The organism is Ruegeria sp. CDSA193, from assembly GCF_059611885.1.
The window spans coordinates 255,393-280,931 of record NZ_JBXWPN010000001.1; the positions used below are offsets into that span (position 1 = coordinate 255,393).

Annotated in this window: 23 protein-coding genes and 1 pseudogene; 11 read left to right on the plus strand and 13 right to left on the minus strand. The window is 54.0% G+C overall.

Annotated elements, in window-relative coordinates; genetic code table 11:
• Positions 1-268 precede the first annotated feature (268 nt).
• Positions 269-1,078, plus strand: a complete 810-nt coding sequence (locus AC2FLG_RS01320; protein ID WP_496704692.1) for a hypothetical protein — start codon at positions 269-271, stop codon at positions 1,076-1,078.
• 161 nt (positions 1,079-1,239) lie between these two features.
• Here the strand turns inward: AC2FLG_RS01320 and AC2FLG_RS01325 are convergent, their stop codons facing one another.
• Positions 1,240-3,336, minus strand: a complete 2,097-nt coding sequence (locus tag AC2FLG_RS01325) for an ATP-binding protein (protein WP_496704694.1) — start codon at positions 3,334-3,336, stop codon at positions 1,240-1,242.
• 675 nt (positions 3,337-4,011) lie between these two features.
• Complete coding sequence (gene lon / locus AC2FLG_RS01330) at positions 4,012-6,420, minus strand: endopeptidase La (protein WP_496691307.1); 2,409 nt, start codon at positions 6,418-6,420, stop codon at positions 4,012-4,014.
• Between the two features lie 351 nt (positions 6,421-6,771).
• On the opposite strand from lon, the gene AC2FLG_RS01335 reads away from it, so the two are divergent.
• Positions 6,772-7,941, plus strand: coding sequence for a sugar-transfer associated ATP-grasp domain-containing protein (locus tag AC2FLG_RS01335; RefSeq protein ID WP_496704695.1), 1,170 nt, complete (start codon positions 6,772-6,774; stop codon positions 7,939-7,941).
• Between the two features lie 49 nt (positions 7,942-7,990).
• Here the strand turns inward: AC2FLG_RS01335 and tgt are convergent, their stop codons facing one another.
• Positions 7,991-9,121: a tRNA guanosine(34) transglycosylase Tgt gene (gene tgt, locus AC2FLG_RS01340; RefSeq protein WP_281994679.1), complete on the minus strand. Its 1,131-nt coding sequence runs from the start codon at positions 9,119-9,121 to the stop codon at positions 7,991-7,993.
• A 63-nt stretch (positions 9,122-9,184) separates the two neighbouring features.
• Positions 9,185-10,096 carry a nucleoside hydrolase gene (locus AC2FLG_RS01345; RefSeq protein ID WP_496700227.1) on the minus strand — a complete coding sequence of 304 codons (912 nt, stop codon included), beginning with the start codon at positions 10,094-10,096 and terminating at the stop codon, positions 9,185-9,187.
• 173 nt (positions 10,097-10,269) lie between these two features.
• Here AC2FLG_RS01345 and AC2FLG_RS01350 point away from each other — a divergent pair, with 173 nt between their 5' ends.
• From AC2FLG_RS01350 to AC2FLG_RS01360, 3 genes are all read left to right on the plus strand, one after another.
• Complete coding sequence (locus AC2FLG_RS01350) at positions 10,270-11,160, plus strand: SPFH domain-containing protein (RefSeq protein WP_142634059.1); 891 nt, start codon at positions 10,270-10,272, stop codon at positions 11,158-11,160.
• A complete protein-coding gene (locus tag AC2FLG_RS01355) occupies positions 11,160-11,438 on the plus strand; it encodes an NfeD family protein (protein WP_496704697.1) in 279 nt (92 codons plus the stop codon). The genes AC2FLG_RS01350 and AC2FLG_RS01355 overlap by 1 nt, the downstream gene beginning before the upstream one ends.
• 97 nt (positions 11,439-11,535) lie before the next feature.
• Complete coding sequence (locus AC2FLG_RS01360) at positions 11,536-11,898, plus strand: SUF system Fe-S cluster assembly protein (RefSeq protein ID WP_142634063.1); 363 nt, start codon at positions 11,536-11,538, stop codon at positions 11,896-11,898.
• A gap of 33 nt (positions 11,899-11,931) precedes the next feature.
• Here the strand turns inward: AC2FLG_RS01360 and AC2FLG_RS01365 are convergent, their stop codons facing one another.
• Positions 11,932-12,261 (minus strand): hypothetical protein, encoded by a 330-nt coding sequence (locus tag AC2FLG_RS01365; RefSeq protein ID WP_496700225.1) that lies wholly within the window; start codon positions 12,259-12,261, stop codon positions 11,932-11,934.
• A gap of 443 nt (positions 12,262-12,704) precedes the next feature.
• Here AC2FLG_RS01365 and AC2FLG_RS01370 point away from each other — a divergent pair, with 443 nt between their 5' ends.
• Together AC2FLG_RS01370 and AC2FLG_RS01375 are read left to right on the plus strand one after the other, a co-directional pair.
• The gene (locus tag AC2FLG_RS01370; RefSeq protein ID WP_496700224.1) at positions 12,705-13,268 is read left to right on the plus strand and encodes a hypothetical protein; all 564 of its coding nucleotides are present in this window, start codon (positions 12,705-12,707) and stop codon (positions 13,266-13,268) included.
• 212 nt (positions 13,269-13,480) lie between these two features.
• Entirely contained in the window at positions 13,481-13,846 is a 366-nt protein-coding gene (locus AC2FLG_RS01375; protein WP_142634067.1) for a HesB/IscA family protein, read from the plus strand.
• Here the strand turns inward: AC2FLG_RS01375 and AC2FLG_RS01380 are convergent.
• Positions 13,843-14,766, minus strand: coding sequence for an isopenicillin N synthase family dioxygenase (locus AC2FLG_RS01380; protein ID WP_496704699.1), 924 nt, complete (start codon positions 14,764-14,766; stop codon positions 13,843-13,845). The two genes, AC2FLG_RS01375 and AC2FLG_RS01380, sit on opposite strands and share 4 nt — an antisense overlap.
• Positions 14,767-14,882: 116 nt before the next feature.
• On the opposite strand from AC2FLG_RS01380, the gene tpiA reads away from it, so the two are divergent.
• Positions 14,883-15,632, plus strand: a complete 750-nt coding sequence (gene tpiA / locus AC2FLG_RS01385) for a triose-phosphate isomerase (protein ID WP_496704700.1) — start codon at positions 14,883-14,885, stop codon at positions 15,630-15,632.
• Here the strand turns inward: tpiA and AC2FLG_RS01390 are convergent, their stop codons facing one another.
• The 6 genes from AC2FLG_RS01390 to AC2FLG_RS01415 all read right to left on the minus strand — a co-directional run bounded on the left by AC2FLG_RS01390 (position 15,633) and on the right by AC2FLG_RS01415 (position 22,592).
• Positions 15,633-15,944, minus strand: coding sequence for a DMT family transporter (locus tag AC2FLG_RS01390; protein ID WP_142634071.1), 312 nt, complete (start codon positions 15,942-15,944; stop codon positions 15,633-15,635).
• A gap of 156 nt (positions 15,945-16,100) precedes the next feature.
• The gene (locus AC2FLG_RS01395) at positions 16,101-17,477 is read right to left on the minus strand and encodes a TRAP transporter large permease (RefSeq protein WP_142634073.1); all 1,377 of its coding nucleotides are present in this window, start codon (positions 17,475-17,477) and stop codon (positions 16,101-16,103) included.
• Positions 17,477-18,154 carry a TRAP transporter small permease gene (locus AC2FLG_RS01400; protein ID WP_496704702.1) on the minus strand — a complete coding sequence of 226 codons (678 nt, stop codon included), beginning with the start codon at positions 18,152-18,154 and terminating at the stop codon, positions 17,477-17,479. The genes AC2FLG_RS01395 and AC2FLG_RS01400 overlap by 1 nt, the downstream gene beginning before the upstream one ends.
• 113 nt (positions 18,155-18,267) lie before the next feature.
• Positions 18,268-19,269: a DctP family TRAP transporter solute-binding subunit gene (locus AC2FLG_RS01405; RefSeq protein ID WP_142634078.1), complete on the minus strand. Its 1,002-nt coding sequence runs from the start codon at positions 19,267-19,269 to the stop codon at positions 18,268-18,270.
• 363 nt (positions 19,270-19,632) lie between these two features.
• Positions 19,633-20,862, minus strand: a complete 1,230-nt coding sequence (locus tag AC2FLG_RS01410; RefSeq protein WP_496704704.1) for a sigma-54-dependent transcriptional regulator — start codon at positions 20,860-20,862, stop codon at positions 19,633-19,635.
• A complete protein-coding gene (locus AC2FLG_RS01415; RefSeq protein ID WP_496704706.1) occupies positions 20,859-22,592 on the minus strand; it encodes a sensor histidine kinase in 1,734 nt (577 codons plus the stop codon). Before AC2FLG_RS01415 ends, AC2FLG_RS01410 begins: the two co-directional genes overlap by 4 nt.
• 47 nt (positions 22,593-22,639) lie before the next feature.
• Between AC2FLG_RS01415 and AC2FLG_RS01420 the strand changes: the two genes are divergently transcribed.
• Entirely contained in the window at positions 22,640-23,821 is a 1,182-nt protein-coding gene (locus tag AC2FLG_RS01420) for a cytochrome P450 (protein ID WP_496704707.1), read from the plus strand.
• Positions 23,822-23,824: 3 nt separating this feature from the next.
• On the opposite strand, the gene AC2FLG_RS01425 is transcribed toward AC2FLG_RS01420, so the two are convergent.
• Complete coding sequence (locus tag AC2FLG_RS01425; RefSeq protein WP_142634084.1) at positions 23,825-24,304, minus strand: Lrp/AsnC family transcriptional regulator; 480 nt, start codon at positions 24,302-24,304, stop codon at positions 23,825-23,827.
• Between the two features lie 172 nt (positions 24,305-24,476).
• Here AC2FLG_RS01425 and cobA point away from each other — a divergent pair.
• Positions 24,477-25,223, plus strand: a pseudogene (cobA, locus tag AC2FLG_RS01430) (uroporphyrinogen-III C-methyltransferase); the annotation flags it as partial.
• Positions 25,223-25,537: a DUF2849 domain-containing protein gene (locus AC2FLG_RS01435; RefSeq protein WP_142634089.1), complete on the plus strand. Its 315-nt coding sequence runs from the start codon at positions 25,223-25,225 to the stop codon at positions 25,535-25,537. The pseudogene cobA and the gene AC2FLG_RS01435, both read left to right, overlap by 1 nt.
• The last annotated feature ends 2 nt before the right edge of the window (positions 25,538-25,539 follow it).

The window sequence follows — 25,539 nt, forward strand, 5'->3', positions numbered from 1 at the left end:
GTTGATCGGGCCGCTTAGACGACTTGGCCTTCCTTCACTCCAATGCGAGTGGAGTAAGTGGCAATTAAGCATAAGTAAATAAACACTAAATCACGCTGACCTGTAAGCAAAGGTACTAAAAAGTGGGCTATTGATCCCTCTAGTTTAGCCATTGCGTGCTCACCGGGATTTTCTCCCAATCGCCCTAACGGGGCAAATCCATCTGCTCGGCATCAGTCAGAGCGTATTCCAAGAAATGGGTCCAATGGACCAAACACAGGAGACTTTCATGTCCCACATTCGTGTTGTCGACTTGCCATGTGGCTATGGCAAATCCACACAAATAAACCGCAGCTTCAAAAAGTCGGAGAAGTATATCGCCGTTGTCCCTTACTTAAGTGAGGTAGACAGGTTTATCGAAGACGCCCGAAAAAATTCCGATTTCATTCTGACACAGCCTATTTGCAACGGCGGCAACAAACGCGATCACTGCGAAAAGTTAATCCAGGCGGGTAAGTCAATCGCTTGTACTCATCAACTATTCTACCGGCTCGGAACTCTGGCAACCCAAGACACTGGGGTTGCGAGATGTACTGAGTTCGACAGCCACGGCAAACCGACCATCGAAGTCGATCACTTGCTTAGTGGATACAATCTCATCATCGACGAAGTCGTAAACCCTTTCGAGGTGGACCAGACAATCCGAAAGATTGACTTTGATGCAGTTTACCTCGGTCTTGGCATGGCAGAAGAGGAGCCTGACGGACGTATTGTTCCAACAGAAAAGTGGGATGAGTTATACCGCATAGGGGACAAGACACTTAACCGATCACTATATGAAAAGGCCAAGTCGGGTGCACTGTATCGCATAAGCGAGAAGCTGTTCGTGCTCGCCATTCCCAAAGAACTCTTGCTCAAGCCCAAGTCCGTGACGATTTACACGTACCTTTCGGAAGGATCGGTGCTGCTGCAGTACCTGCAAAAACTGCGGAAAGACCACCCCGAATGCTTCACACTGGAGGTGGAGCGTTTGGATAAGCCTCGCCCCTGCGGGTTTGCATCTATCTTCTTTGAAATTGCCAGGTTCCACAGACTATGAAGGTTGCGCCAACGTTAAGATTGGCGCTCACAAGTCACAATGCGAATGTTCGACACACATCAAGCTACTTCCCTTTTAGACTTCCAGCCTATCTAGGGTTTTAAGGCTTGCAACCTACAAACGGGTCACATCCGTCTACTGAAAATGCATTCTGAAATGCACTAAATGTCGTCGCCATATTCCGATTGCTGATAGGCGTGCGCCTCCTTTGGGTCATTCAACAGTTGGAACAGTTCTTTGAGGCATATGACTTCAATGTGTGAATTCGCTGAGTTTAGACGGTGTGTCAAACCATGGTGAGTACGGTGATGTGTTTGCTCCTCATCAAGGTATGAAACGACTGAGTATTCTTTGTCGAACTCTTTGCCCATCTCCCAGAACACTGCCAGATCGATATCGTTTTCATGTTTGTCGCCACCTTCGAACTCTCTAATCAACCCATCCAGGCAATACTTGTATTCCAAGACCTTTGGTTGGGTTGTGTATTCCTTGGTAAGTTGCTCCTCAAAAACACCGAGTGGGTTGATATCTTTGTCGTAAACATAATCAACGAGCGGGTCTTCGGCAGAATACCTAAACACACCATCGTATTGAGACGATTGAGAAGTGGCTAGCAGTTTCAATCCGCGAATAACACCACCAGCGATAAGCTGATTGAAAAGGACAATGACATCTTGCTCGCTTTGCGGAACGCACATGACAGAGATTTTTCTAGTCGGTAAAAAGAACTTGTCGTTCTTCAGAACCAATGGATGCTCTGCTTCATGTTTTTCTTGGTTCTTTAGCCATTCATGAACTTTGATTTCTTTTTCGATGTCGGCTTGGGCACCACTATCAGATTTTAAGATATCTTCTCTTCTTGCACTAAGATGCCTAACAATCCCGACAGCAATTTTTTCAGCCAACTCTTTGAGTTCCGGCTGAAACCCCTTCCGGCCCAGGTCAGGTTCAGCGCCTTCAAGGTGCACAATGACATGGCTTTGGTTTTGATGGCCGATACTTTTTGTCAAAGGAATAGTTATTAACTCACCCTGGGCCATACTATTGCTGGCGATCTGTAACCCACCTCGTATAATCCGCAGCCCTTTGCGCAGTTTTGCTTTTTTGTCATTCAATTGATCCCAAACTTCGGTCGAATAGACAAAGTAGCCGTAGGCAGTCAGGTTGTGATCCTTAGCAAGTTCGATCTCTTGTGGGGAAAGCTTGGCTAATTCAAGAGCTTCGTCGCAAGAGTAAGCCTCCCAAATACCGTTTGACTTTCTGTATTTATCAATGGCCTTTGAAGGGTCTTTACCTTTGTTGAGTGCATTCTGTTGAGCGGCGACAATTTTTCTAAGCTGCTGACTTGCCTTGATTTCCAGATGCGGGAATTTGTATTTTGGAGCCAGGCTATCAACCGTTGTCTTGTGCCCTTTTTCATCAACAACCTCCAGGTCGAACTGAATTTTGGCAGCGGAGCAATCGGGAAGATTGATGGAACCAAGGGGGGTTTTAACAAGCAACATATATAGCCACTGTTCGGCAGTCTTGGCTTTGTACCAGCCCAGGTTGCTCGGACGAACATGATCCCCGGAAAATGAAATCTTGAAACTTGTACCCTGATCCAGCTGGTCAAAAACGTCACTCCCGGATTTTGCCGGTTCAATCATCGGGCGTGACACTGTTGCCGCCTGATCTTCGATCCATTCGCGACCTCGGCGCATCACGCCTTCGTAGGCAAAAAAATCATTTTTGGTTCTAATCGTCAGCTCGTTAAAACCATACGCGATATAAGTTACGCCGACGCCTTTGTTGCCCCGTGTCTCGCCCCCTGACTTGAAAGATATACTAGGCGCAAGGAACGCTTTGAATTCAGCTTCTTCAAAGCCGCAACCATTGTCGATCACTTCAACGGAATTTTCCAAGAGATTAATAGATATCTTTAACTTGGCGTTGTCGGCACCATCGGAACCAAATCGTTTTTCGACGGCATCCATCGCATTTTGAATGAGTTCCGAGAACGGATCATAGTTACTCACGTATGACTTGAGAATGTTTTTGATTTCACGTTTTTTTGCGGAGGCAAGAACATTCGCATCAATGCTCCCTGCCGCCTCCAATGGGTCCCAAGTAACTTGTTGTTTTGCTGCTGACATTTTTTGTTTCTCCAGGCCCTGTAGTACGCTGCTCTGCCAAATTGAAGAGAGATATGCCACCCTTTCGCTGACAGGGCCAGGTGGTTTATCAGGTTTTGCACGGGTCGTTTCAACTCCACACAATCACAAGACTTTTTGGCATGTGCCAATTACTCAGGAGAGGAAGATTATGATTGTCTTTGAAGTGTTTTTGGAACACACGACCGGCTATTTGACAGCGCCCAAAGTTCGTTGCCACAACGTTTTGCTCTTGACCTAATGTAACCGTGACATGGCGCGTAGAGAGTATCGAGCCGTTCGTAACGAAGAACGCCCAAAAGGCTAACTTTCTTCATAGTGTCGGTGCGAAAATTTAGGGCATATTTTTTCGAGAGGGTATCTAACTACACCACGCCGCAAACTGCCCCCGTGCACCCCCTGGTGTGACTAACACCGCTGCGCCTCCGCTGCACTTGTGTTGCAATTCTCGGCGCGTTCCCAATCGTTTGCCAAAGTGGCCGCAGCCGGTGGCCTTGCGGTTTTGCGTCGAGTATGCCAGCTTCAAACTACTGACAACACGAGGCATCTTTGCAACTGAGTGCTGGTGATGACAGTGGAAGGCAGCACCTTGTTGCGTTTGCGGATTGGGTTAGAGCGCTTCGTTCACATCGAAGATGTCAGGAGTTCAAATCTCTTATCACCCACCATTTCTCTACTCTGCGATCCGACATGCAAAGCCAGTAATTGGCTGACTATTTGGTCTGACCAAAGAAAAAGGGCGAGGTGCTAACCCCGCCCCTGATTGCCATATTCTGACCTTTAGTGCGCCCTGGCGGACGGGGACGTGTTCTCAGCCGTTTTGGCTGCAGCCGCGGCGGCCTCTTCTGCGGCTTCGTCCCATTCGACAGGTTCAGGATCCCGAACCAGAGCGTGTTTCAGAACTTCCGAAACATGCGTGACCGGGATGATTTTCAGCCCCTCCTTCACGTTGTCAGGAATTTCGGCCAGGTCTTTCTCATTCTCTTCCGGAATCAGAACAGTCTTGATCCCGCCGCGCAGAGCCGCCAGCAGCTTTTCCTTCAATCCACCGATGGGCATCGCATTGCCGCGCAAGGAAACCTCTCCTGTCATGGCAATATCCTTGTGCACCGGGATACCCGTCAGAACCGATACGATTGAGGTCACCATTGCCAAACCGGCCGAAGGACCATCCTTGGGCGTTGCCCCGTCCGGTACGTGGACGTGGATGTCCAAGTTGTCGAATTTGGGTGGCTTCACCCCGATCTTAGGTGAGATTGACCGCACATAAGATGAGGCCGCATCGATGGATTCCTTCATCACATCGCCCAGCTTACCCGTGGTTTTCATCCGCCCCTTACCGGGCAGTTTCAGCGCCTCAATATGCAGCAGATCGCCGCCAACGGAAGTCCAGGCCAGACCGGTTACAACCCCAACCTGATCGTCCTGTTCGGCCAGACCATAGCGGAACTTGGGCACCCCCAAGAATTCATCCAGATTGTCCGGCGTCACCGTGACCGACTCCGCCTCTTTCTTGATGATCTTGGTCAGCGACTTCCGCGCCACCTTGGCGATTTCGCGTTCAAGGTTCCGCACGCCAGCTTCTCGGGTGTAGGTGCGGATAATCGATTGCAGCGCCTCATCGGATAGTTCGAACTCTTTTGCTTTCAGACCGTGGTTCTTGATCTGCTTACTGATCAGGTGCTGCTTGGCGATCTCGCTCTTTTCATCTTCGGTGTAGCCCGCCAGAGGAATGATCTCCATCCGGTCGAGCAAAGGCCCGGGCATGTTATAGCTGTTGGAAGTAGTCAGGAACATCACGTTGGATAGGTCATATTCAACCTCAAGGTAGTGATCCATGAACGTGCTGTTCTGTTCCGGGTCCAACACTTCCAGCATGGCCGAGGCCGGATCGCCACGGAAATCCTGCCCCATCTTGTCGATTTCATCCAACAAGATCAGCGGGTTCGTGGTTTTCGCCTTTTTCAGCGCCTGGATAATCTTGCCGGGCATTGAGCCGATATAGGTCCGGCGGTGGCCGCGGATCTCGGATTCGTCGCGCACGCCGCCGAGACTGATGCGAATGAACTCGCGCCCAGTAGCTTTGGCAACGGATTTACCCAGCGACGTTTTACCAACGCCCGGAGGGCCAACAAGGCACAGGATCGGGCCTTTCAGCTTTTTCGACCGCTGTTGAACCGCCAGATATTCGACGATCCGTTCCTTGACCTTCTCAAGCCCATAGTGATCGTCGTCCAGAATTTCCTGTGCGCGGCCCAGATCCTTTTTAACGCGGGACTTGGTGCCCCAAGGCAGAGCCAAAATCCAGTCGAGGTAATTGCGCACGACCGTGGCCTCAGCCGACATCGGGCTCATATTGCGCAGCTTCTTCAGCTCACCTTCGGCCTTTTCACGCGCCTCTTTCGACAGCTTGGTTTCGGCGATTTTCTCTTCCAGCTCGGCCACTTCGTTCGAGCCGTCTTCGCCATCGCCAAGTTCCTTCTGAATGGCTTTCATCTGCTCATTCAGATAATATTCACGCTGTGTCTTCTCCATCTGGGTTTTGACACGGGTCTTGATCTTTTTCTCGACCTGCAGAACCGACATCTCGCCCTGCATCAGGCCATAGACCTTTTCAAGCCGTTCGCTGACCGACAGTGTTTCCAGCAGTTCCTGCTTTTGCTCGACCTCGATACCTAGATGCCCCGACACAAGGTCGGCCAACTTGGCGGGTTCGGCGGTTTCGCCAACAGCGGTCAGTGCTTCTTCGGGAATGTTCTTGCGGACTTTGGCATAGCGCTCGAACTCGTCGGCAACGGTGCGAAGCAACGCTTGTGTAGTGGTCACATCACCCGGAATCTCGGTCAGATATTCTGCACGAGCCTCAAAAAACTCTTCGTTATCAAGGTATTCTGTAATCTGTACGCGCGCTTGCCCCTCGACCAGAACTTTCACGGTTCCATCTGGAAGCTTCAGCAGCTGCAGCACATTTGCCAGCACGCCCGAGCGATAGATTCCGTCGATTTCCGGATCGTCATCACCTGGATCAATCTGGCTAGACAGCAGAATTTGCTTATCGTCCTGCATCACTTCCTCAAGTGCGCGGACAGACCTTTCCCGACCCACGAACAAAGGCACGATCATATGAGGAAAAACCACAATGTCGCGTAGCGGAAGTACTGGGTATGAGGAATTCAGGGGCTCTTGCATGCTCAATCCTTATCTTTGGCAAGACGGCACTGGTCCCTCATCTAGGCAACCCCCGGCCGTCTCCTGTCTGGAAGGTAAAGGTGGTGCGCCAAGCGTCCTATTTCAACCTTACCTGTAGTGGACCTAACAATGACCGGAAGGTTGCGCCTCCGCAAGACGATAACATGATCGGTCTTGTCAAATTCTCAATTTGACCCCGCTTGGTTTCTTCAGCAATTGCCTGCCTGGAAATTCAGAAACCAACAGCAAAAGTACAACACTATCTAACAGGCAGCTGCCCAAAGCCTGCCATCATTGCAAACAATATGATTGCATACCCCAACTTCTGATCGATTACTGTGAGTCGTAGAGATGACAAATCCAAAAAATATCAATGCTGCGGAATCTGACCATCAACGGTACCTATCTGCCCGCGACTCCGATCATGCGACGCTTTTAGCGCATGCCGCCAAAAGCTCTGGGCGCTCTGTTTTACAAGTCCAACGGAGCTTCAATCAAATGGCAAAGCCTCCCAGCCGTTTGAATATGGTTGAGTATGTGCGCAATGGCCTTCATCACGAAGACCGCTTTACCGACGCCGAACGCGCGGCATACATCTCCAATGATCTCCATTGGCCCATCGCCCACAAGTGTAACCACCATGGTTGGAACAGTGCCGCAGAAGACAAGATACTGGCTTCTACTTTGCTTGAAACAGCGGGTGTACCTGTCCCGGAAACCGTTGGCGTCATCGACCGTTCGAACCGACACTACCCCGGGGTTACGAAGATCAACACTCCAGAGGCGTTGCGCGATCTCGTTTGCAACCATCTGGAAGGTGGGCTTTTTGGAAAGATCGTCGAGGGGATGGTAAGCTTTGGGGCCTTTTTGATCGAGGATGCGGATCAATCCACTATCACTTGTGCAGGCCAACCGCCGATCACCTATGAGGCATTCCTAGACGAGTTCGTTGGGCAGAATTCATATGTCGTGCAACCTTTGCTCAAAAATCACTCTGCAATCCAAGACTACGCTTCAGCCCTTGCAACGGTGCGAATGGTTACTCTGGTAAGAGAAAACGACGTCTTTTGCCCAATTGCCGTTATTAAACTTCCGCAGGGCCCCAATATTGCGGACGCCTTCTGGAGACCGGGGAACCTTGCTTGTTCGATCAATATCGAAACCGGTGTTATCGAAACCGTCGCGCGCCGCGCCAAGATGGAAACAGAATTCCTGGATGACCATCCTGACAACCCCGGTTTAATGGGCTTGAAACTGCCTTTTTGGGACGAATTGATCGAAATAAATGACCGTGCTGCAAGAACCTTTCAGCCAATTCGATATCAGTCGACCGACATCGCTATAACCGAGTCTGGTCCGGTCGTTGTCGAGCTGAACTATGGCGGTGGCTTCGACCTGCCTCAATATGCAAGTGGCCGTGGGATGTTGACACCAGAAGTTCGTAGCTTTTTCGAAGGGTTTGGCTACGACCTCGATGCAAAACCACAAAAGAAGCGCTGGCTGTTCGGTAAACGCAGATAAAGCGCCCTCAATCTGGTGTCTTGTTAGGTCGACTGAAAAGGCGCTGAACCTAAATCTGTTCAATATCCCCTTGCGCGCGCTGCGCATGGAAGGTCGCCTGCCATACATCGAATGTGCCAGCAGCAATGGCATCGCGCATACCCTGCATGATTTCCTGAAAATAGTGCAGATTATGCCAGGTCAGCAGCATGCCCGAGATCATCTCGTTCGAGCGGAACACATGGTGTAGATAGGCGCGAGAATAGTTCGAACAAGCCGGGCATGAGCAGGCCTCATCCAGCGGGCGCGGGTCATCTGCGTGGCGGGCATTCTTTATGTTGACCACGCCGTAACGAGTGAACACCTGTCCTGTGCGACCGGACCGTGAGGGTAAGACACAATCCATCATGTCGATCCCGCGGGCGACAGCTCCGACAATGTCGTCAGGCTTTCCAACGCCCATCAAATAGCGCGGTCTGTCGGCTGGCAGGAAGTCAGGAGCGTAGTCAAGGCAACCAAACATTGCCTCCTGACCTTCGCCCACGGCCAGACCGCCAACCGCGTAACCTTCGAATCCGATCGCTTTCAGCGCCTCGGCACTTTCTTCGCGTAAATCCTGTTCCAGCCCGCCTTGCATGATCCCAAACAACGCATGCCCAGGACGGTCGCCGAAAGCCTGTCGCGATCGATCGGCCCATCGCATCGACAGGCGCATTGATTCAGCAATTCGATCTCGATCTGCGGGTAAGGCCGGACATTCGTCAAAACACATCACGATGTCTGATCCGAGCAGACGCTGAATCTCCATCGAGCGTTCCGGGGTCAGCTCGTGCTTGGACCCATCGACATGAGATTTGAAGGTCACGCCCTTTTCGGTCAGCTTGCGCAGACCAGCCAGGGACATGACCTGAAATCCACCGGAATCCGTCAGGATCGGGCGATCCCAGTTCATGAACTTGTGCAACCCGCCCAAACGGTCGATGCGTTCAGCCGTAGGGCGCAGCATCAGGTGATAGGTGTTCCCCAACAAGATATCGGCTCCGGTTGCACGAACACTTTCCGGCATCATCGCTTTGACCGTCGCAGCAGTGCCTACGGGCATGAACGCCGGAGTACGCACCTCACCGCGCGGAGTGTGGATCACCCCGGCGCGGGCCTTGCCGTCGGTGGCCTTCAGGTCAAATGAGAAACGGTCTGTCATTGGGCATCCTCGGGTCGCTGAACCGGGCAGGATTTGCCCGATCTGTTCAGCCATTGCAAGTTGTCAGGGTAAAGAGGCAACCTGCCGGGTAAACAGATCAACAACCCCTGCCCCGTCAACATCCCGGCATACCAGCACAGCCGGTCGCGTCGAGTCCGGACGCGTAGCACCGGATTCCGTACCACCCACAATTACCTCAACCCCGGTTTCGACCATCTCGAACATCGTGCCATGGGTGCAGGCGATCACAGCAGTCGAGTCATGCAGGCCGCAGCCCTCCAACCCACCGATATCCTTGTAGAATTTCAGGTAAAATACCGAGATGTCGCGCAGGAAAGCCCCCATATCGGGCGAGCGTTGGGCCAGACCGTCAAAATCCGCACTTTTGTACAGCGTTTTCAAGGTGACATCCAAACCAACCACAACGGTCGCCGGCGGTGCTGCAAACACCTCATTTGCGGCAAGGGCATCGTGATAGATGTTTGCTTCGGCATGTTCCGTGATGTTGCCTGGGCAGAAAACCGCCCCACCCATGATCACCAACTGTTTGATGTTCTGCGAAAACTCAGGATCCAGACGCATCGCCGCAGCAATATTAGTCAAGGGGCCGATTGCACAAACCGTCAGTTCTCCCTTGTGGCGGCGCGCCATTTTCACCAGGAATTCCGTGGCATTCAAATCATGGTTCGCCCCGATTTCCGGGATATCGGTAATATCCCCAAAACCTTCGGGACCGTGAACGTGTTCGGACGGTGCGTGGTGTCCTGTTCCCTGTGGGTAGGCCGCGCCTTGGGCGACGGGAATGTCCAACCCAAGTTTATCCACCAAAAACCGTGCATTGCGGCTGGATTGATGAACGTGGGTGTTGCCAAAAACGGTCGTCAGGCCGATCAAGTCAATCTCGGGGGCTGCAGCGGCATATGCAATGGCCATCGCATCGTCGATGCCGGGGTCTGTATCAATAATCAGTTTCATCCCAGCCCGATAGCGCAAACGCGAGGGGATGCAAAGCGGTCACAATAGCAAAAACTAACCAAAATCCATGGATCAGCGTTTTGAATCCAAGCACAATCCCTCCATACCAGAGTTGAAAAAGGGCGATTCAACCCCCAAATGTATACTATCGTACACAATAAAAGAGGACAGATATGACCGAAGACCAAATCATTGGATTGCTTTCTTCGAACATAATTTACCTGCTCGCGGCGGCATTGATCGTCATCATCACGCTAAAAGGCATTAAAATCGTGCCGCAATCAGAAAAGTATGTGGTCGAACGGTTCGGGCGCTTGCATTCGGTGCTTGGCCCTGGCATCAACTTTATCGTTCCTTTACTGGATGTTGCGCGGCACAAGATATCCATTCTGGAACGCCAACTTCCCAATGCAACGCAGGACGCAATCACCAAAGATAACGTTCTGGTCCAAATCGACACTTCGGTCTTTTACCGCATCCTAGAGCCGGAAAAGACAGTCTACCGCATCCGCGATGTAGATGGTGCTATCGCGACGACCGTTGCCGGTATCGTCCGGGCGGAAATCGGCAAGATGGACCTGGACGAAGTTCAGTCGAACCGTGCTCAACTGATCACTCAGATTCAAGGAAGCGTCGAAACCGCAGTGGATGACTGGGGGATCGAAGTGACGCGCGCCGAGATTTTGGACGTTAACCTCGATCAGGCGACCCGTGACGCGATGCTGCAACAGTTGAATGCTGAGCGCGCGCGCCGCGCGCAGGTGACCGAGGCTGAGGGCAAGAAACGTTCTGTTGAGCTTCAGGCCGACGCCGAACTCTATGCGGCAGAACAAACGGCCAAAGCGCGCCGCATTCAAGCCGAAGCCGAAGCCTATGCAACCAGTGTTGTTGCCCAGGCGATTAAGGAAAACGGTATCGAAGCGGCTCAGTACCAGGTTGCATTGAAACAGGTTGAGGCATTGAACACGCTGGGCACCGGCAATGGCTCGCAGACTATCGTTGTACCTGCCAATGCGCTTGAAGCTTTCGGAAACGCCTTCAACATGCTGAAAGGACGTACATAATGGTTGATCCCTTTTGGTTAACATGGTGGCTATGGCTGGCTGGCGCGTTGGCTTTGGGCATCCTCGAATTAGTCCTACCTGGGTTCATCTTTCTGGGTTTCGCCATCGGGGCCGGGCTGACGGGTATTCTGCTGGCAATCCCTGGCATAGTACCGTCGCTGCCGATCCTGCTTATGATCTTTGCGACTTTGTCGCTGATTGCCTGGCTGATCCTGCGCCGCGTCTTTGCTCTGCCCCATGGCCAGGTGAAGAAGTTCAGACATGACATAAACGACTAAATTCTTATGGCACCCCTTAAGGGGGTGTCATTGTGCCTCTGGACGCTGCCCGAGGCTTTCCCTATATAATTCGTCAGGTAACAAACCCGAGGCACGAATGACTCACCCGAGCGAACAGTTTGAAGGCACACCTCTTATTGCCCCTTCAACGATTGAACACCCTCTTTATGAGCCGGTGGTCGACGCCTGCCGAACGGTTTATGACCCCGAAATCCCTGTAAACATCTATGATCTGGGTCTGATCTATACGATCGACATCACCCAGGAAAACGCGGTCAAGGTCATCATGACACTGACCGCGCCCGGCTGCCCGGTTGCCGGCGAAATGCCTGGGTGGATCGTCGAGGCAATCGAACCCGTGGCCGGCGTAAAAGAAGTTGACGTGGAACTGACCTGGGAGCCCCCCTGGGGCATGGAAATGATGTCAGACGAAGCACGGCTTGAACTTGGGTTCATGTAGCACAGCCCGGTAAATACCGGGCTTTCGCAGACGTTATTTTATCCCACAGGTCGATTTAATCTCAGCTGACCTTTGATCGAGCTTTTCAATGTAATCACCTGATAGCATTGAGAGTCTTTCCTTTTCCTTACCCGTTACCAGTCCCAAAAGCGCCCCGGCCGGAGTGATGGCGATAACGCTTTCAGCCTGCTGTTCCTCTGCATGTTCGCGTTCTGCCGCAATCGCCCTGAGGTCGCCCTCGGCCGTTGCGCAATTCACGGGGTGCTGCTTTTCTTCGGCACTTGCCACCTGAGCAAAAATCATCGTCAGCAACGTAGACGCAATGGCAAGATTTTGTGTTTTTTCAAAAGCTGTTATCTTCACCTTAATGCCTCAATCCCTACCTTTATGAAATCCTTCTTAAGCTATGCGGATGCCCCTCCCAGTGCAACAATTTTGAGGCAGAGCCTTCAGATGTACAGATCGCGCGGAAGCAAGGGTTGATGCCAAGAGGACACAGGCGCAGTGGCGCAGGTTGGGGAATCCGGCCTATGTGGGTGACCGTAAAGCAACGAAGTAACTATGGCCTTTGAGAAAGCGGGGCGAAATTACTCTGAATCGACCAGGCAACTGAGAATAGATCGCGCGACGGTAACTAAGAGATAGGGAACGGTGAAGTGGCGACTAGGAGCCTTGATCTTGCGGGTCACCCTTGCAATCTAAAGAAGATTCAACGCACCTCCCACTATCGTAGCAATACCCTAGCATGAAAAATAGAAGACCAACGATTCTTGGACAATGTGAGCGAAACCTAAGACATGACTAACATGAATATCTTGGTAGTGGTTATGTATATAACCTTTTTTCCGTTTCTGGTGTGGGCAGAGGTGCCGCTTCCAAGCTTCCCAAAGCAAAAGGTTCCCGATTGCGCAGTGCTTTGGGAAGAATCCGAACCTATTCCGAATGATGTAACATGCGTGGATTTGGAAGGGTTTATTATCGAGAATATAGATGGGCAGGTAATGATTGATCGCGTCGAGACGCTAGGACTTGGAGGTACACCTATCGTCGGATTGCCAACCTTTACGGTCGAGATCCCCGAACCCGTGACTTCGTTGATTGATGCAATCAAAGATTGCACTGCTACACGCGAATGCCCGAAACTCTTTGAAGACAAAAAAGTACGAGAAATTTCGAATGTAAACTTGGAAAAAGGCAGCTGGAAATGGACGAATAACTATCGCCGGCGTTATGACCTCACGAGATCGTTCGCCTACTTTTTTGAAGCCGAGAATAGCTTAGTGGTAATCTACGGAACCGGATATGTATCTTGGGAAAACCAAGGCACCCGAGTTTTTCGTGTTTTTGTGATATCACTCGACGGCTCTTAGAGAAGCAATATCGCAGAAAGATTTATGGAAACGATCAAGTGAACGGCAAAAGGCGAAACGGCATTAGTCAGTTTCGGGATACTCTAGGATGCAGGCACACGGGGCAGATAATCTAACCCGACAGTAAAAGTTAGGTAAGAAAACCTGCTATGTCTTGAGCCTGATGCCTCGGGGCACTACATTGGCAGCAACGAACAACGACGGAGATCATGATGTTCGGCATCCCCGGCAAACAGGCCGTAACAATGACACCAAAGGCTGCAGAGCAGATTGCCCGCCTGATGACTTCGGGCGGCCATGCTGGTTTGCGTATTGGCGTCAAGAAAGGCGGCTGTGCCGGGATGGAATACACCATGGACTATGTCGACCAGCCTGACACCAATGATGAAGTGGTCGAGCAGGACGGCGCGCGGATCATGATCGCCCCGATGGCACAGATGTTCCTGTTTGGAACAGAGATCGACTATGAGGTCTCGCTGCTTGAATCCGGTTTCAAGTTCCGCAACCCGAATGTTGTAGATGCCTGCGGTTGCGGAGAATCCATCAAGTTCGACGAAAGCATTGCAACTCAGCCTTAAGACGCTGCCTGCAAGTGCACATAGGTCTCGTTGAAACGACGCGTCAAGTGCTCTCCTGCCTGGATGACATTCTCTGAATGTGGCGGGGCAACATTGGTGTCATAAGACGGGTTGAAGAACAAAGGAACCGACAGCCTTTCAGCAGATCCACCGATCACACGGTGCAGAGTTGCCTTGACCGCCCCTGCCGTCCAGAATTCCAGCATCTCCCCAAAATTGATAATGAATGTTCCGGGCTGCGCTTGGACCTGAGCCCAACTCTGGTCCGGCATCTGTACCTCTAGCCCTGCTCGACCATCGGTGGCCAGCAGGGTCAGACAGCCATAATCAGTGTGCGCTCCGATACCGAAATCCTTTTCGCCTGCCCAGACTGGCCTTTGCGGGTAAAAATTGCCGCGCAACAGGGCCATGGGCGTGTCGAAGGCAGTGTCAAAGCTGTTGGCATCCTTGCCCAATGCCACCGAAATGGCGCGCAACACCCGCATGGCAACCGAACAGGCGTCACCATAATAGGCCTCGATGATTGATCGAAACTCGGGCACAGCTTCCGGCCATTGGTTCGGGGCATAAACCGAGAGGTTCTTGCCAAAGTACCTATTGGTCTCAGCTAGCTCGTATCCGCAATCGAACACCTCTTTGAAGTCAGGATTTGCAGCGGGATCTACCTGTTCCGAGCGCGAGGCGCCCCACCCGCGGTTGGACCCGGTCACAGCCATATCAACACGCCGTTTCTCGGCCTCTGGCAGCCGGAAGAATGCGTGATATGCCGAGATGACCCGTTCCACCCGACTGGCGGAGAAACCAGTATTGGAGACGGTCAGAAACCCAACTTCACCGACGGCGCGGGTCAATTTGGCCAATTCCGCCGTGTCGCACCGATCCAGTTTTTCAAGATCAAGATGTTCGATCATATTGCTCATTCCTCATCGCGGCGGAAACTGCCGTTTTGCAACGGGCTCTGCAACCGGAATTGTCAGACCTGACTGGCAATGATATCCGGTCACCAGAAAACCGATTTATTTCAAGGGGACGCGATATGCGGCGTAAACTGGCGGCTGGAAACTGGAAGATGAATGGTAATGCTGCCGACTTGAGCGAGCTTCAGGCCCTTTCTCACATGCATGCTGCCCCGGCAGTTGATATTCTGATCTGCCCACCTGCCACCTTGATCCATCGGGCCAAAGAGAAGGTCCCGGGCGGAAACATCCAGATAGGCGGTCAGGATTGCCACGCGGCAAACTCGGGCGCGCATACAGGTGACATTAGCGCCCAGATGCTGGTCGACGCCGGAGCGTCAGCCGTCATTCTTGGCCATTCTGAACGCCGCGAAGACCATGGTGAACAGAATGAAGATGTTCGTGCTAAGTCTATTGCCGCTATGAACGGTGGGCTAAAGGCGATCATCTGCGTCGGTGAAAGCCTGGAACAGCGCGAGGCCGCCAATACCTTGGATATAATCGGCGGTCAGATGTCGGGCTCGATCCCGGATCAGGCAACCGGTGAAAACCTGATTGTTGCCTACGAGCCGATCTGGGCCATCGGCACAGGGAAAGTGCCCACCCTGGATGAGATCGGACAGGTTCATGACTTTATCCGCGCCCGGCTGGAACGGCGCTTTGGCGAAGGCGTTGGGCGTTCGGTCCGGCTGCTTTATGGCGGCTCGGTCAAGCCATCGAACGCCGCCGAGATTTTCGCCGTATCGAACGTGGATGGCGCATTGGTGGGCGGGGCGAGCCTGAAGGCTGACGATTTCTCGGGCATCATTCAGGCTCTGGAACAGGCCTGATCAGGCCATTTTCATCGTCACCATCCCGGCTATGATCAAGACTGCCGCGCAGATCCGCGTGGCGGTCAGGGCTTCGCCCAGAAAAAGAATACCAAAGGTAAACGCGCCAACCGCTCCTATTCCCGTCCAGATGACATAGGCTGTTCCCAAAGGCAGCGTCCGCATGGCCAGTGCCAGCAAGGTGAACGAACCCAGCATCGAAACCGCCATCAGGGCGGTCGGCCAGAACCGGGTGAACCCGGCAGATTGTTTCATCGCCACGGCCCAGACAATTTCAAGCAGGCCGGCAAACAACAGGATAATCCAGGGCATAGAAGAGACCTCTGATCAGGCCGGGTCGTCCCGGATACTGTCCCGTGATGGGGAGGTCGTCCTCTGCCCTTTAGATAATCCCCTTGGCGCCCCGTTCAAGACGCAGAGACCGGGCAGAGATCCCCTGCCCGGTCTTTTTCTCAGCGGTTAGACCCGCTAGTTTGTTATGATCTCCGGCCCCATGAAGGTGTTGGGCAGAAAGGTGGATATCCACGGGATATAGGTCACCATGATCAGGAAGACGAACAGGACCGCCAGGAATGGCAGGGCCGCCCGGACAACGCCCATCATCGGCATGCCCGCAACACCTGAGGTCACGAACAGGTTCAAGCCGACCGGTGGGGTGATCATCCCGATCTCCATATTCACCACCATGATGATGCCCAGGTGAATCGGGTCGATGCCCAGCTCGATTGCAATCGGGAACACTAGTGGTGCTACGATAACCAGCAAGCCCGAAGGCTCCATGAACTGGCCGCCGATTAGCAGGATCACATTGACCACGATCAGGAAAGTCACCGGCCCCAGACCTGCCGACAGCATGGCAGTTGCTATGTGCTGCGGTACCTGTTCATCCGTTAGAACGTGTTTCAGGATCAGGGCGTTGGCGATAACGAACAGCAGGGTAACGGTCAGTTTCCCAGCTTCGAACAACGTCTGCTTGGTGTCGGGGTGAAAAATCGCCGTGATCAGCGCATAAGGCTTTCTGAGCAAAGAGATATTCTTTTCCTCACCCTCGGTGCTGAGGGGGCCCATGTCCTTGTAGACGAAGCTGGCAATCAAAAATGCATAGACTGCGGCCACCGCAGCGGCCTCGGTCGGGGTAAAGATACCCCCATAGATGCCACCCAGAATGATCACGATCAGGAACAGACCCCAACCTGCTTCGCGTGCAGAGACCAAGATTTCGCCCCAGCCTTTCCATTCACCTTTGGGTAGGTTCTTGACCTTGGCCATCACATAGATGGTGATCATCAACATCAGCCCAGCCATCAGGCCGGGGATCACACCGGCGAGGAACATGCGGCCAACCGAAACTTCGACAGCGGCGGCATAGACCACCATCACGATCGACGGCGGGATCAAAATGCCCAGCGTTCCGGCGTTACAGATCACACCGGCGGCAAACTCCTTGGAATAACCAACCTGCCGCATCCCGGCGATCACAATCGACCCGATGGCCACCACCGTAGCCGGAGACGACCCCGACAGGGCCGCAAACAGCATACAGGCGAACACCCCCGCAATCGCCAGACCTCCGGGCAAGTGCCCCACGCAGGCAATCGAGAAACGGATGATGCGCCGGGCCACGCCGCCCGTGGTCATGAAGGATGAGGCCAGAATGAAGAACGGGATCGCCAGAAGGGTAAAATGCCCCTCGAACGCCTCAAACAGAGTGCCTGCGACCGAGGCCAGCGAACTGTCGGAATAGATCAGCAGAAACAGCGTCGAGCTGAGCCCCAACGCCACCGCAATCGGAACGCCGATCAGCAGCAGGCCGATCACCATCGAGAACAGAAGAATGACATCCATCAGTCGTGCTCTCCTTGCTGAGCGCGGACTTCTTCAATCTCGTCCTCGACTTCGTGGCTAGCGACCATCCGATCGGCTTCACCGCGCCAAATCTGTACCGCAACCTGCGCAAAGCGGATCACCAAAAGCAGCATCGACACGGGCAGAACCAGATACGGCACCACCTTGGGCAGTTTTTCATAGCCCTCGCCATAGTTGATCAGATCCTCCAGAAACCGCAGCGGGGCAACCATCGGAATGTCGTCGACCTCATAAAAGCTCTGACTGCGCGCATCGAAGTTGAACCCGGTAGGGAACCATCGCCCCGATGTGGGCGGCAGATCCGCGAACACGGCCCAATAGTCATATGCGCCTTTTAGCATCAGCAGAGAAAACACCAGACAGCAGACTACAGCGATCAGAGCCAAAATCCGTCGAGGCGCCGGGCTGAGCATGTTCAGGATGGCGTCCACTCCCAGATGAGCGTGTTTCTTGACGGCATAAGACGCCCCAAGCAGCACCAACCAGCCGAAGGCGAATACCGTCAGCTCTAGTGCCCATAGGATATTGGAATTAAAGAAATACCTTGCGATCACATTGGCAAATGTCACAGCCGTCATCAGGCCCAGCAACGATGCGATCAAGGTTTCTTCGATATGGTCGACCAGCCCGCCTTGGCCGGATTGCGCACCAGACATCTATCTGTCCCCACATTTTTTTGAGATAAGTGCTGTTTGGGCGGGCCAAATCGGCCCACCCTGCCTGCGCGTCGAATACTCCCCAGTCCCCGGACGCGCGGCGTATACCAGGATCAGAACCCGGCGTTGATAGCCTGTGCGGCGTCGATCTTTTCTTGACCCACGTCACCGGCGAACTGTTCCCAGACAGGTTTCATGGCGTCGATCCAGGCCTGACGCTGTTCAGGGTTAAGTTCACGGATGATACCGCCCGCATTTGTGATCGAGACCTTGGCTTCCTCGTTCACCGAGAAGGATTCTTTGTTCCGCTGTTCTGTCACTTCGCCCAGAATGGTCAGGAACTGTTCCCGCACCGCAGGATCCAGGCTGTCCAGCCAGTCAACAGATGTTACGACCAAATAGTCGATGACACCGTGGTTGGTTTCAGTGATACCGTCCTGAACCTCAAAGAACTTCTTGCCGTAGATGTTGGACCAAGTGTTTTCCTGTCCGTCGACGACACCTTGCTGCAACGCACCATAAACCTCTGAGAAAGCCATTTTCTGCGGGCTTCCGCCAATCGCCTCCATCTGCGCGACCAGCACGTCAGAAGATTGGACGCGGAATTTCAGGCCATTGGCATCCGACGGATCGACCAGCGGTTTGTTGGCCGACATCTGTTTCATGCCATTGTGCCAGAATGCCAGCCCCTGCAGGCCACGGCGCTGCATGCTGTCTTTCATCGCCTGACCATCAGCCGAAGCCTGAAATGCGTCTACCGCGTCAATGTTCTTGAACATGAACGGCAGGTCGAACAGGCGGAATTGCTTGGTGAACTTCTCGAACTTGGACAATGACGGGGCCGCCAGTTGCACATCGCCCTGCAACATCGCCTCAAGGACTTTATCGTCGTTATAGAGCGTGGAGTTCGGGTAGACCTCCATGCACATCACGCCGTTCATCTCATCATTAACGCGCTGTTCCAGCAACGAGGCTGCAATACCCTTGGGATGTTTATCGGTATTGGTCACATGCGCGAATTTCACGACGATTTCGCCGTCTTCACAAGCGGCCATGCCTGCGGTTGCTGTTACGGTTAGAGCGACGGCGGTCGCTGCCGTTGTCAGAAATTTCATCAGTCGAGTTCTCCCAGATACTTCACTACGTCTCCGGACGTGCCGAAGTCGTCCCATGGCGGCGAGTGAACCGAATCGGGCTCACGCTCTCAACTTTTTGTGGGAATCGCCGCCGGTTGACATTTTGTCATTTATTTACTTGATGTTACACGCACTCAATCAAGTCTCTGTTTGATCCTGCAAGAAAGCCGTGCGAGAATCCGCACATATATCTGCGCCATTGTGTGGATTTCCGCACAAATAACGATTCGCCGAATCCGAATCGATTGCCGGGCATTTGGTTCGCCCCGCAGTCCGCGTCAGCGGACTGCCACGCCCAACAGCTTAACCGCATGACAATGCGGGAAAAGCTGGCGGGAGCCTTTACCTCCGGTAGTCTTCAGGACGAATGTGGTATCGCGCCAGCTTGTCGTAGAAGGTTTTGCGAGGCAGCTTTAGCGCCTTTGCGGCTTCTGATGCCTTGCCGTTATGCCGGCCAAGGGCAGCAATCAGCAGAGATCTTTCGACCCGTGCCATCTGCTCGCTCAACCCCAGTTCTGCGGCCTGCGAGACATCTTCAGGCATTCCCAGCACAAACCTCATTGCGGCTGACATCAACGACCGTGCGTTGCCCGGCCAGTCTCTGGTCATCAGCGATGCCAGATGGTCCGACGTGATTTCCGGTTCCTTTATCCCGGCCTGTTCGGCTGCCTGTGCTACATAGTGGCGGAAGATTACAGGTATATCCTCGGGGCGCTCGGCAAGCGACGGTATGCGAACGCGCATCACATCCAAACGATAGAACAAATCCGCAAGAAACCGTCCATCCGAAGACAATTCGGCCAGGTCAGTGGTCGTGCCCGCCAGAATTCGGGCGCCTACACCCTGTTCAACCATCTCCAGTGCTGCATATTGCGTGGCCTCGGGCATGGCCGAGATTTCGTCCAGAAAAAGGGAACCGCCGGCTGCATCTTCGCAGACATGAACCAGATCGCTGGTCGACAAACCGGCGGATGGACGTTTGACAAATGGGCCCTGACTTTGCGGCGACATTAGGTGAACGACCTCGGCAACTTTGGACACTCCGCTGCCAGCCGGTCCGGTGACCAAAACTTCGGCCCCTGTCTGGGCTACTGTACGAACCCTTTCCCTCAGTTCTTCGGCCTTTGATGAGAGACCGAACAGCAGGCGTGCCGCTGGATCGCCGCGTTCGAGTTCGCTTTTCATTGCGCGTTGTTGCAGGACATGTTCTCGCGCTTCGGATGCCTTGCCCAACACCTTTAGCAGATCTACCGCGGCGCAGGGCTTTTCCAAAAAGTCGAATGCACCCTGCCCCATGGCCTGCACTGCCATTGGTATGTCGCCTTCTCCAGTCAACAGGATGACAGGCAGATCAGCATCCATATCGCGGGTGTAGGTCAACAGGTGAAACCCGTCCCGACCAGGCATCCGGATATCCGACACGATCACTCCTGCGAAATCCGCCCGGATATGATCCTTCGCCGCCACAAAGGACCCTGCTGTCACAGGTTCGTAATCGGCAAGCTCTAACGTTTGGGCCAGCGCTTCGCGCACTGCCGAGTCGTCATCGACCAAAAGCACTTTGCGGGTCATGCTGCCCCTACTTCCCTGAAATGTTCCAGTTCCACAGTGAATACCGCACCTGTCGGAGCGTTGGTGCCCCGAATATTACCACCAAAGCTTTGAACCAGACCATAAGAGATCGACAGCCCCAGCCCCATGCCCTCAGACGAACCGACAGCTTTGGTGGTATAGAACGGCTCGAACAGCTTCTCCGAGTTCTCGATCCCCGGACCTGTGTCGCTGACCGTGACCGTCAGGGTCTTGTCACTGTTTATCGCGATCTTGATCATGCGTTGTTGTTGCTCACTCATGGCATCGGCGGCGTTGTTAATCAGATTTACGAACACCTGCACCAATCTCACTTCACCACCCCAAGCATAGATTGGGACATCCGGAGCCTGCCATTCCATACCAACGTTTTCCGAATTCAGCCGGGCCTCGGTCAATTCCAACGCCGTTTCTATTACCTGAACCAGATCAACTCTGCCCATGGGCTCGTTTTCATTGCGGGCAAAAGCCCTGAGGTTCTTGATAATTCGCGCCATTCGCGCGGCCAAATCGGAAATTCTGGTGAGGTTCTCGGCGGCTTTTGACTCGTCACCTCTGGTCAGAAAAGCCGTTCCATTCTCGGCGAATTGGCGAATGGCCATCAGTGGCTGGTTCAACTCATGGCTGATGCCCGCCGACATCTGCCCGAGCGCACTCAACTTCCCGGCCTGTATAAGCTCTTCCTGCGCATGTTTCAGCGCGACCTCGGCCTCTTCCCGTTCATGAACCTCGCGCCGCAGGGCGGAATTCGCGGCGGTAAGCGCATGGGTTCTGCGCGTCACGCGGCTTTCCAGCACCGCATTGGCCTCAGCAAGCGCGCGCCGGCGTTCGGTTGCCATAAACAAAAGCGCCCCGAAGGCCAGACAGATCGCAGCTACCGCCGCTGCTTGCAAATTTGCCAGACGGCGCGCCGGGGCCACATCCACTAGCACCTCGGCTGTCATGTCTATCACCGGTAGATCAAGTGTAAGGTGTAACGCTCGCTGTGGCAGATACCGGCCCCAATTCAAGGTCCAAAGCTCGTGTCGTCCGATCAGATTCGACGAGAAATCAACCGCCTGCCCCTCGGGCGGCACCAGCCCCGGTTGACCTTCGGTCCGACGCCAGAACAACAGGTCGGATCGGTTCGAGATGAACACAACACCTTCTCCATCAATAAAGAAAATGGCCTCGGTACTGCCCCGCCAAGTCTGTTCGACATCCTGCACATCGGCTATAACCATCAATGCGCCTTCGACTATACCGGTGGGACCAAAGGCAGGAGCTGCATAGGAATAGGTTCGATCGCCGCTTGTGGACTCGACCCCGTGGGCACTGCCCATAGCACCCTGCATGGCGCGCCTGAATGCGGGATGGTCTGCCATCGTCAATTCAGGCACCGGGTGGGCGGCTGCAAGTACCCTGCCCAGACGGTCCAGATAGACAATGTTAACGGCGGCAGTTTTGTCTGCCACGTCCAGCAACACAGCCTGCGCGATGGCGCGATCGCTCGGCGTGACAAGCGTTCGAACAGCCGGGTGGCTGGCCATCAAGACAGCCAGTTCCTGATAGACCTGCATTTGTGTGCTAAGGCGGTCGGCGGCCAATTCCAGATCGGCCTCAGCCTTATCGCTCAGCGGCGACAAAGCCTGACGAAAGCCGTATGACCACACTCCAACAGAGAGCAGCCCAACAGCAATCAGAAATGTCGAAATTAACCATACCCTTTGCATGACATTGGGTCTTGCATTCAACGCGCCTCATGGCAAGTGTGCCCGCCATGAAGACTTTGCATCAATCCCCTGTTGACCCGAATTTTGTCCAGAACCCTTATCCGTTTTATGATGCGGCCCGCGCGCATGGCGACCTTGTGTATTGGGCCGACTACCGGATGCACGCTGCTGTATCCCACCGGGCGGTTCAGGCCTTGCTGAAGGACCGTCGTTTCGGTCGCGAAGTACCGGCGGAAATGCAACGTCCAGGTCCTGCGCATCTAGCCCCCTGGTTGATGGTCGAATCTCATTCGTTGTTAGAAGCAGAGCCGCCGCGCCACACCCGGCTTCGCGGCCTCGTCATGCGGGCCTTTACCTCGCGTGCCATCACCGCACTGGAACCATCAATTCGTGACCTCAGCCACAAGCTGATCGACGCCTTTCCCAAAGCGCCCTTCGATCTGCTGGGTACCTATTGCACGCAAGTTCCGGTCGTCACGATCTGCCGCCTTCTTGGCGTTCCCGAAGAGATGTCTCCGCAGCTTTTGCGCTGGTCCCATGACATGGTGGCGATGTATCAGGCCAGCCGCACACGCCAGACCGAGGATGCGGCGGCGGCCTCGGCAAAAGAGTTCACCGACTTTCTCTCGTCTTACGTCGAAAAGCGCCGGTCTGACCCACAGGATGACCTGATTACCCGGTTGATTGCCGCTGAAGAAGATGGTGAAAAACTGTCACGTGACGAGTTGGTTGCAACTTGCATTCTGCTCTTAAATGCCGGTCATGAAGCCACGATTCATTCGCTAGGAAATGGGCTCAGGACCGTATTGCACCAAGGTGTAAAAGCCGATGCCTTTCAGCCTGAAACCATTGACGCCACCGTCGAAGAAATCCTGCGCTTTGACCCGCCGCTGCATATGTTCACGCGCTATGCCTATGAAGAGATCGACCTGTTCGGGCACAGTTTTAAACGCGGTGACGAAGTCGCTTTGTTGCTTGGAGCCGCGAACCGTGATCCACAAGTCTGGGCCGAACCTCATAAGTTCGATCCAACCCGCCCCATCCTGACCAACAGCAGCTTTGGCGCGGGTCTGCATTTCTGCGTCGGAGCACCGTTGGCCCGACTCGAAATGCTAATAGCGCTGGCGGCACTGTTCGAACGCTGTCCCAACCTAGCGCTCAGCGCGGAACCGGAATATTCCAACAGCTACCATTTTCACGGGCTAAAGCGGTTGATGGTTCAGGTCTGACCGCTAGTTCTCGATCAGGGCATTCAGCGGCAGCATGGTCGTCGACTTGATCTCTTCCATCGACAGCAGAGCCGTCACATTGTGGACGCGCACCTCGGAAATCAGAGTCTGATAGAACACGTCATAGGCGCGCGCGTTCTTAACCCGCACCTTGAGGATATAGTCGATATCCCCAGCCAGCCGGTGCGCCTCTTGTACTTCGGGGCGGTCCCGCAGGGCTTTGAGGAACTTTCGCTGCCAATCCGCCTCGTGTTCAGAGGTGCGGATCAGAACGAAGAACGTCGCCTCAAAACCAAGCGCCTCGGCATCCAATAATACCGTCTGCTGACCGATCACCCCGGCCCCTTTCAGCTTGCGGATGCGATTCCAGACAGGCGTCTTGGAACTGCCGACCCGGGCTGCTATTTCGTCCAGCGATTGGCTGGCGTCGCGCTGCAGCTCAACCAGAATTTTCCGATCCGTGTCATCAATCCGCACTGACATTCCAATTTCTTCCTCGTTTCGAAACTTTCGTATCGCTTGACCAACACAGCGAAACGCTTGTTCTTTTTTATGCGCACATATGGCGCAATACCGGGAATATTTCCTATATTGAGGGTCAAGTCAAACCAACCCGGACCGAAACATGCAAGTGACGCAAACATATCAGGACGCAGGCCATGTCGACTTTGTCGGCGCAGGCCCTGGTGATCCCGAATTGCTGACGCTCAAAGCTCTGCGCGCGTTCGAGTGCGCGGATGTGGTCCTGCATGACCGGCTGATCAGCGCCGAGGTGCTGACCCTAGCCGGGCAAACGGCCGTTCTGGTCGATGTTGGCAAAGCCGGGTTCGGCCCCTCGTGGAAACAGGAAGACATCGACGCGCTGCTGGTAGAGTACGCTCTGAAGGGTCTACGCGTTGTACGCCTGAAATCCGGTGACCCCACCGTATTTGGTCGTTTGGACGAAGAAATCGACGCCGTCGAAGCAGCTGGCATCTCGTGGCAGATTATCCCCGGCATCACCGCAGCCTCTGCCGCAGTTGCAGGCATCGGGCAAAGCCAGACGCGCCGCGGGCGCAATTCTTCGATCCGTTTCCTGACCGGGCACGACATGAAGGGGTTCGCCGATCACGATTGGAGCGCCCTGGCGCAGCCCGGTTCGGTGGCGGCGATCTATATGGGCAAAAAGTCTGCCCGGTTTATTCAGGGCCGCCTGATCATGCACGGCGCCGACCGGGCCACACCTGTGACGCTGATCGAAAACGCGTCGCGTCCCGATCAGCGCATATTGACCACGACGCTGGATCACATGTCCGCCGATCTGAGCGCCTCGGACATGGACGGCCCCACCCTTACTTTTTACGGCCTTGCCCCCCGCCAGGCAGCCAAGGCCCTGACTGAATTCAAAAAGGAGCACGCCTGATGGCCCGCGCTTTTACCCCCAAAGTGGTAACCGCCAACGATCTGTTGGAAGGTGACGTCATCTATCTGACCGAGGACGACCGCTGGTCACGTGAATTATCCGAGGCAGAGCTGATCACAGACGAAGCCCACGCACAGATCCGCCTTCTGGATGCCGAACGCCAAGCAGGCAAGATTGTCGGTGCCTATCTGGCGGATGCCATAGCTGGCGACGAAGGCCCAGAACCAACTCATTTTCGGGAAGACTTCCGCCGGACTGGTCCGTCCAACTATGCCCACGGCAAACAGGAAACTTCCCCGCAGCCCCGGGCCTGATC

Coding starts and splice junctions, on each gene's coding strand:
- AC2FLG_RS01320 (WP_496704692.1), top strand. CDS start 269: ATGTCCCACATTCGTGTTGTCGACTTGCCATGTGGCTATGGCAAATCC.
- lon (WP_496691307.1), bottom strand. CDS start 6,420: ATGCAAGAGCCCCTGAATTCCTCATACCCAGTACTTCCGCTACGCGAC.
- AC2FLG_RS01335 (WP_496704695.1), top strand. CDS start 6,772: ATGACAAATCCAAAAAATATCAATGCTGCGGAATCTGACCATCAACGG.
- tgt (WP_281994679.1), bottom strand. CDS start 9,121: ATGACAGACCGTTTCTCATTTGACCTGAAGGCCACCGACGGCAAGGCC.
- AC2FLG_RS01345 (WP_496700227.1), bottom strand. CDS start 10,096: ATGAAACTGATTATTGATACAGACCCCGGCATCGACGATGCGATGGCC.
- AC2FLG_RS01350 (WP_142634059.1), top strand. CDS start 10,270: ATGACCGAAGACCAAATCATTGGATTGCTTTCTTCGAACATAATTTAC.
- AC2FLG_RS01355 (WP_496704697.1), top strand. CDS start 11,160: ATGGTTGATCCCTTTTGGTTAACATGGTGGCTATGGCTGGCTGGCGCG.
- AC2FLG_RS01360 (WP_142634063.1), top strand. CDS start 11,536: ATGACTCACCCGAGCGAACAGTTTGAAGGCACACCTCTTATTGCCCCT.
- AC2FLG_RS01370 (WP_496700224.1), top strand. CDS start 12,705: ATGAATATCTTGGTAGTGGTTATGTATATAACCTTTTTTCCGTTTCTG.
- AC2FLG_RS01375 (WP_142634067.1), top strand. CDS start 13,481: ATGTTCGGCATCCCCGGCAAACAGGCCGTAACAATGACACCAAAGGCT.
- AC2FLG_RS01380 (WP_496704699.1), bottom strand. CDS start 14,766: ATGAGCAATATGATCGAACATCTTGATCTTGAAAAACTGGATCGGTGC.
- tpiA (WP_496704700.1), top strand. CDS start 14,883: ATGCGGCGTAAACTGGCGGCTGGAAACTGGAAGATGAATGGTAATGCT.
- AC2FLG_RS01390 (WP_142634071.1), bottom strand. CDS start 15,944: ATGCCCTGGATTATCCTGTTGTTTGCCGGCCTGCTTGAAATTGTCTGG.
- AC2FLG_RS01395 (WP_142634073.1), bottom strand. CDS start 17,477: ATGGATGTCATTCTTCTGTTCTCGATGGTGATCGGCCTGCTGCTGATC.
- AC2FLG_RS01400 (WP_496704702.1), bottom strand. CDS start 18,154: ATGTCTGGTGCGCAATCCGGCCAAGGCGGGCTGGTCGACCATATCGAA.
- AC2FLG_RS01405 (WP_142634078.1), bottom strand. CDS start 19,269: ATGAAATTTCTGACAACGGCAGCGACCGCCGTCGCTCTAACCGTAACA.
- AC2FLG_RS01410 (WP_496704704.1), bottom strand. CDS start 20,862: ATGACCCGCAAAGTGCTTTTGGTCGATGACGACTCGGCAGTGCGCGAA.
- AC2FLG_RS01415 (WP_496704706.1), bottom strand. CDS start 22,592: ATGCAAAGGGTATGGTTAATTTCGACATTTCTGATTGCTGTTGGGCTG.
- AC2FLG_RS01420 (WP_496704707.1), top strand. CDS start 22,640: ATGAAGACTTTGCATCAATCCCCTGTTGACCCGAATTTTGTCCAGAAC.
- AC2FLG_RS01425 (WP_142634084.1), bottom strand. CDS start 24,304: ATGTCAGTGCGGATTGATGACACGGATCGGAAAATTCTGGTTGAGCTG.
- AC2FLG_RS01435 (WP_142634089.1), top strand. CDS start 25,223: ATGGCCCGCGCTTTTACCCCCAAAGTGGTAACCGCCAACGATCTGTTG.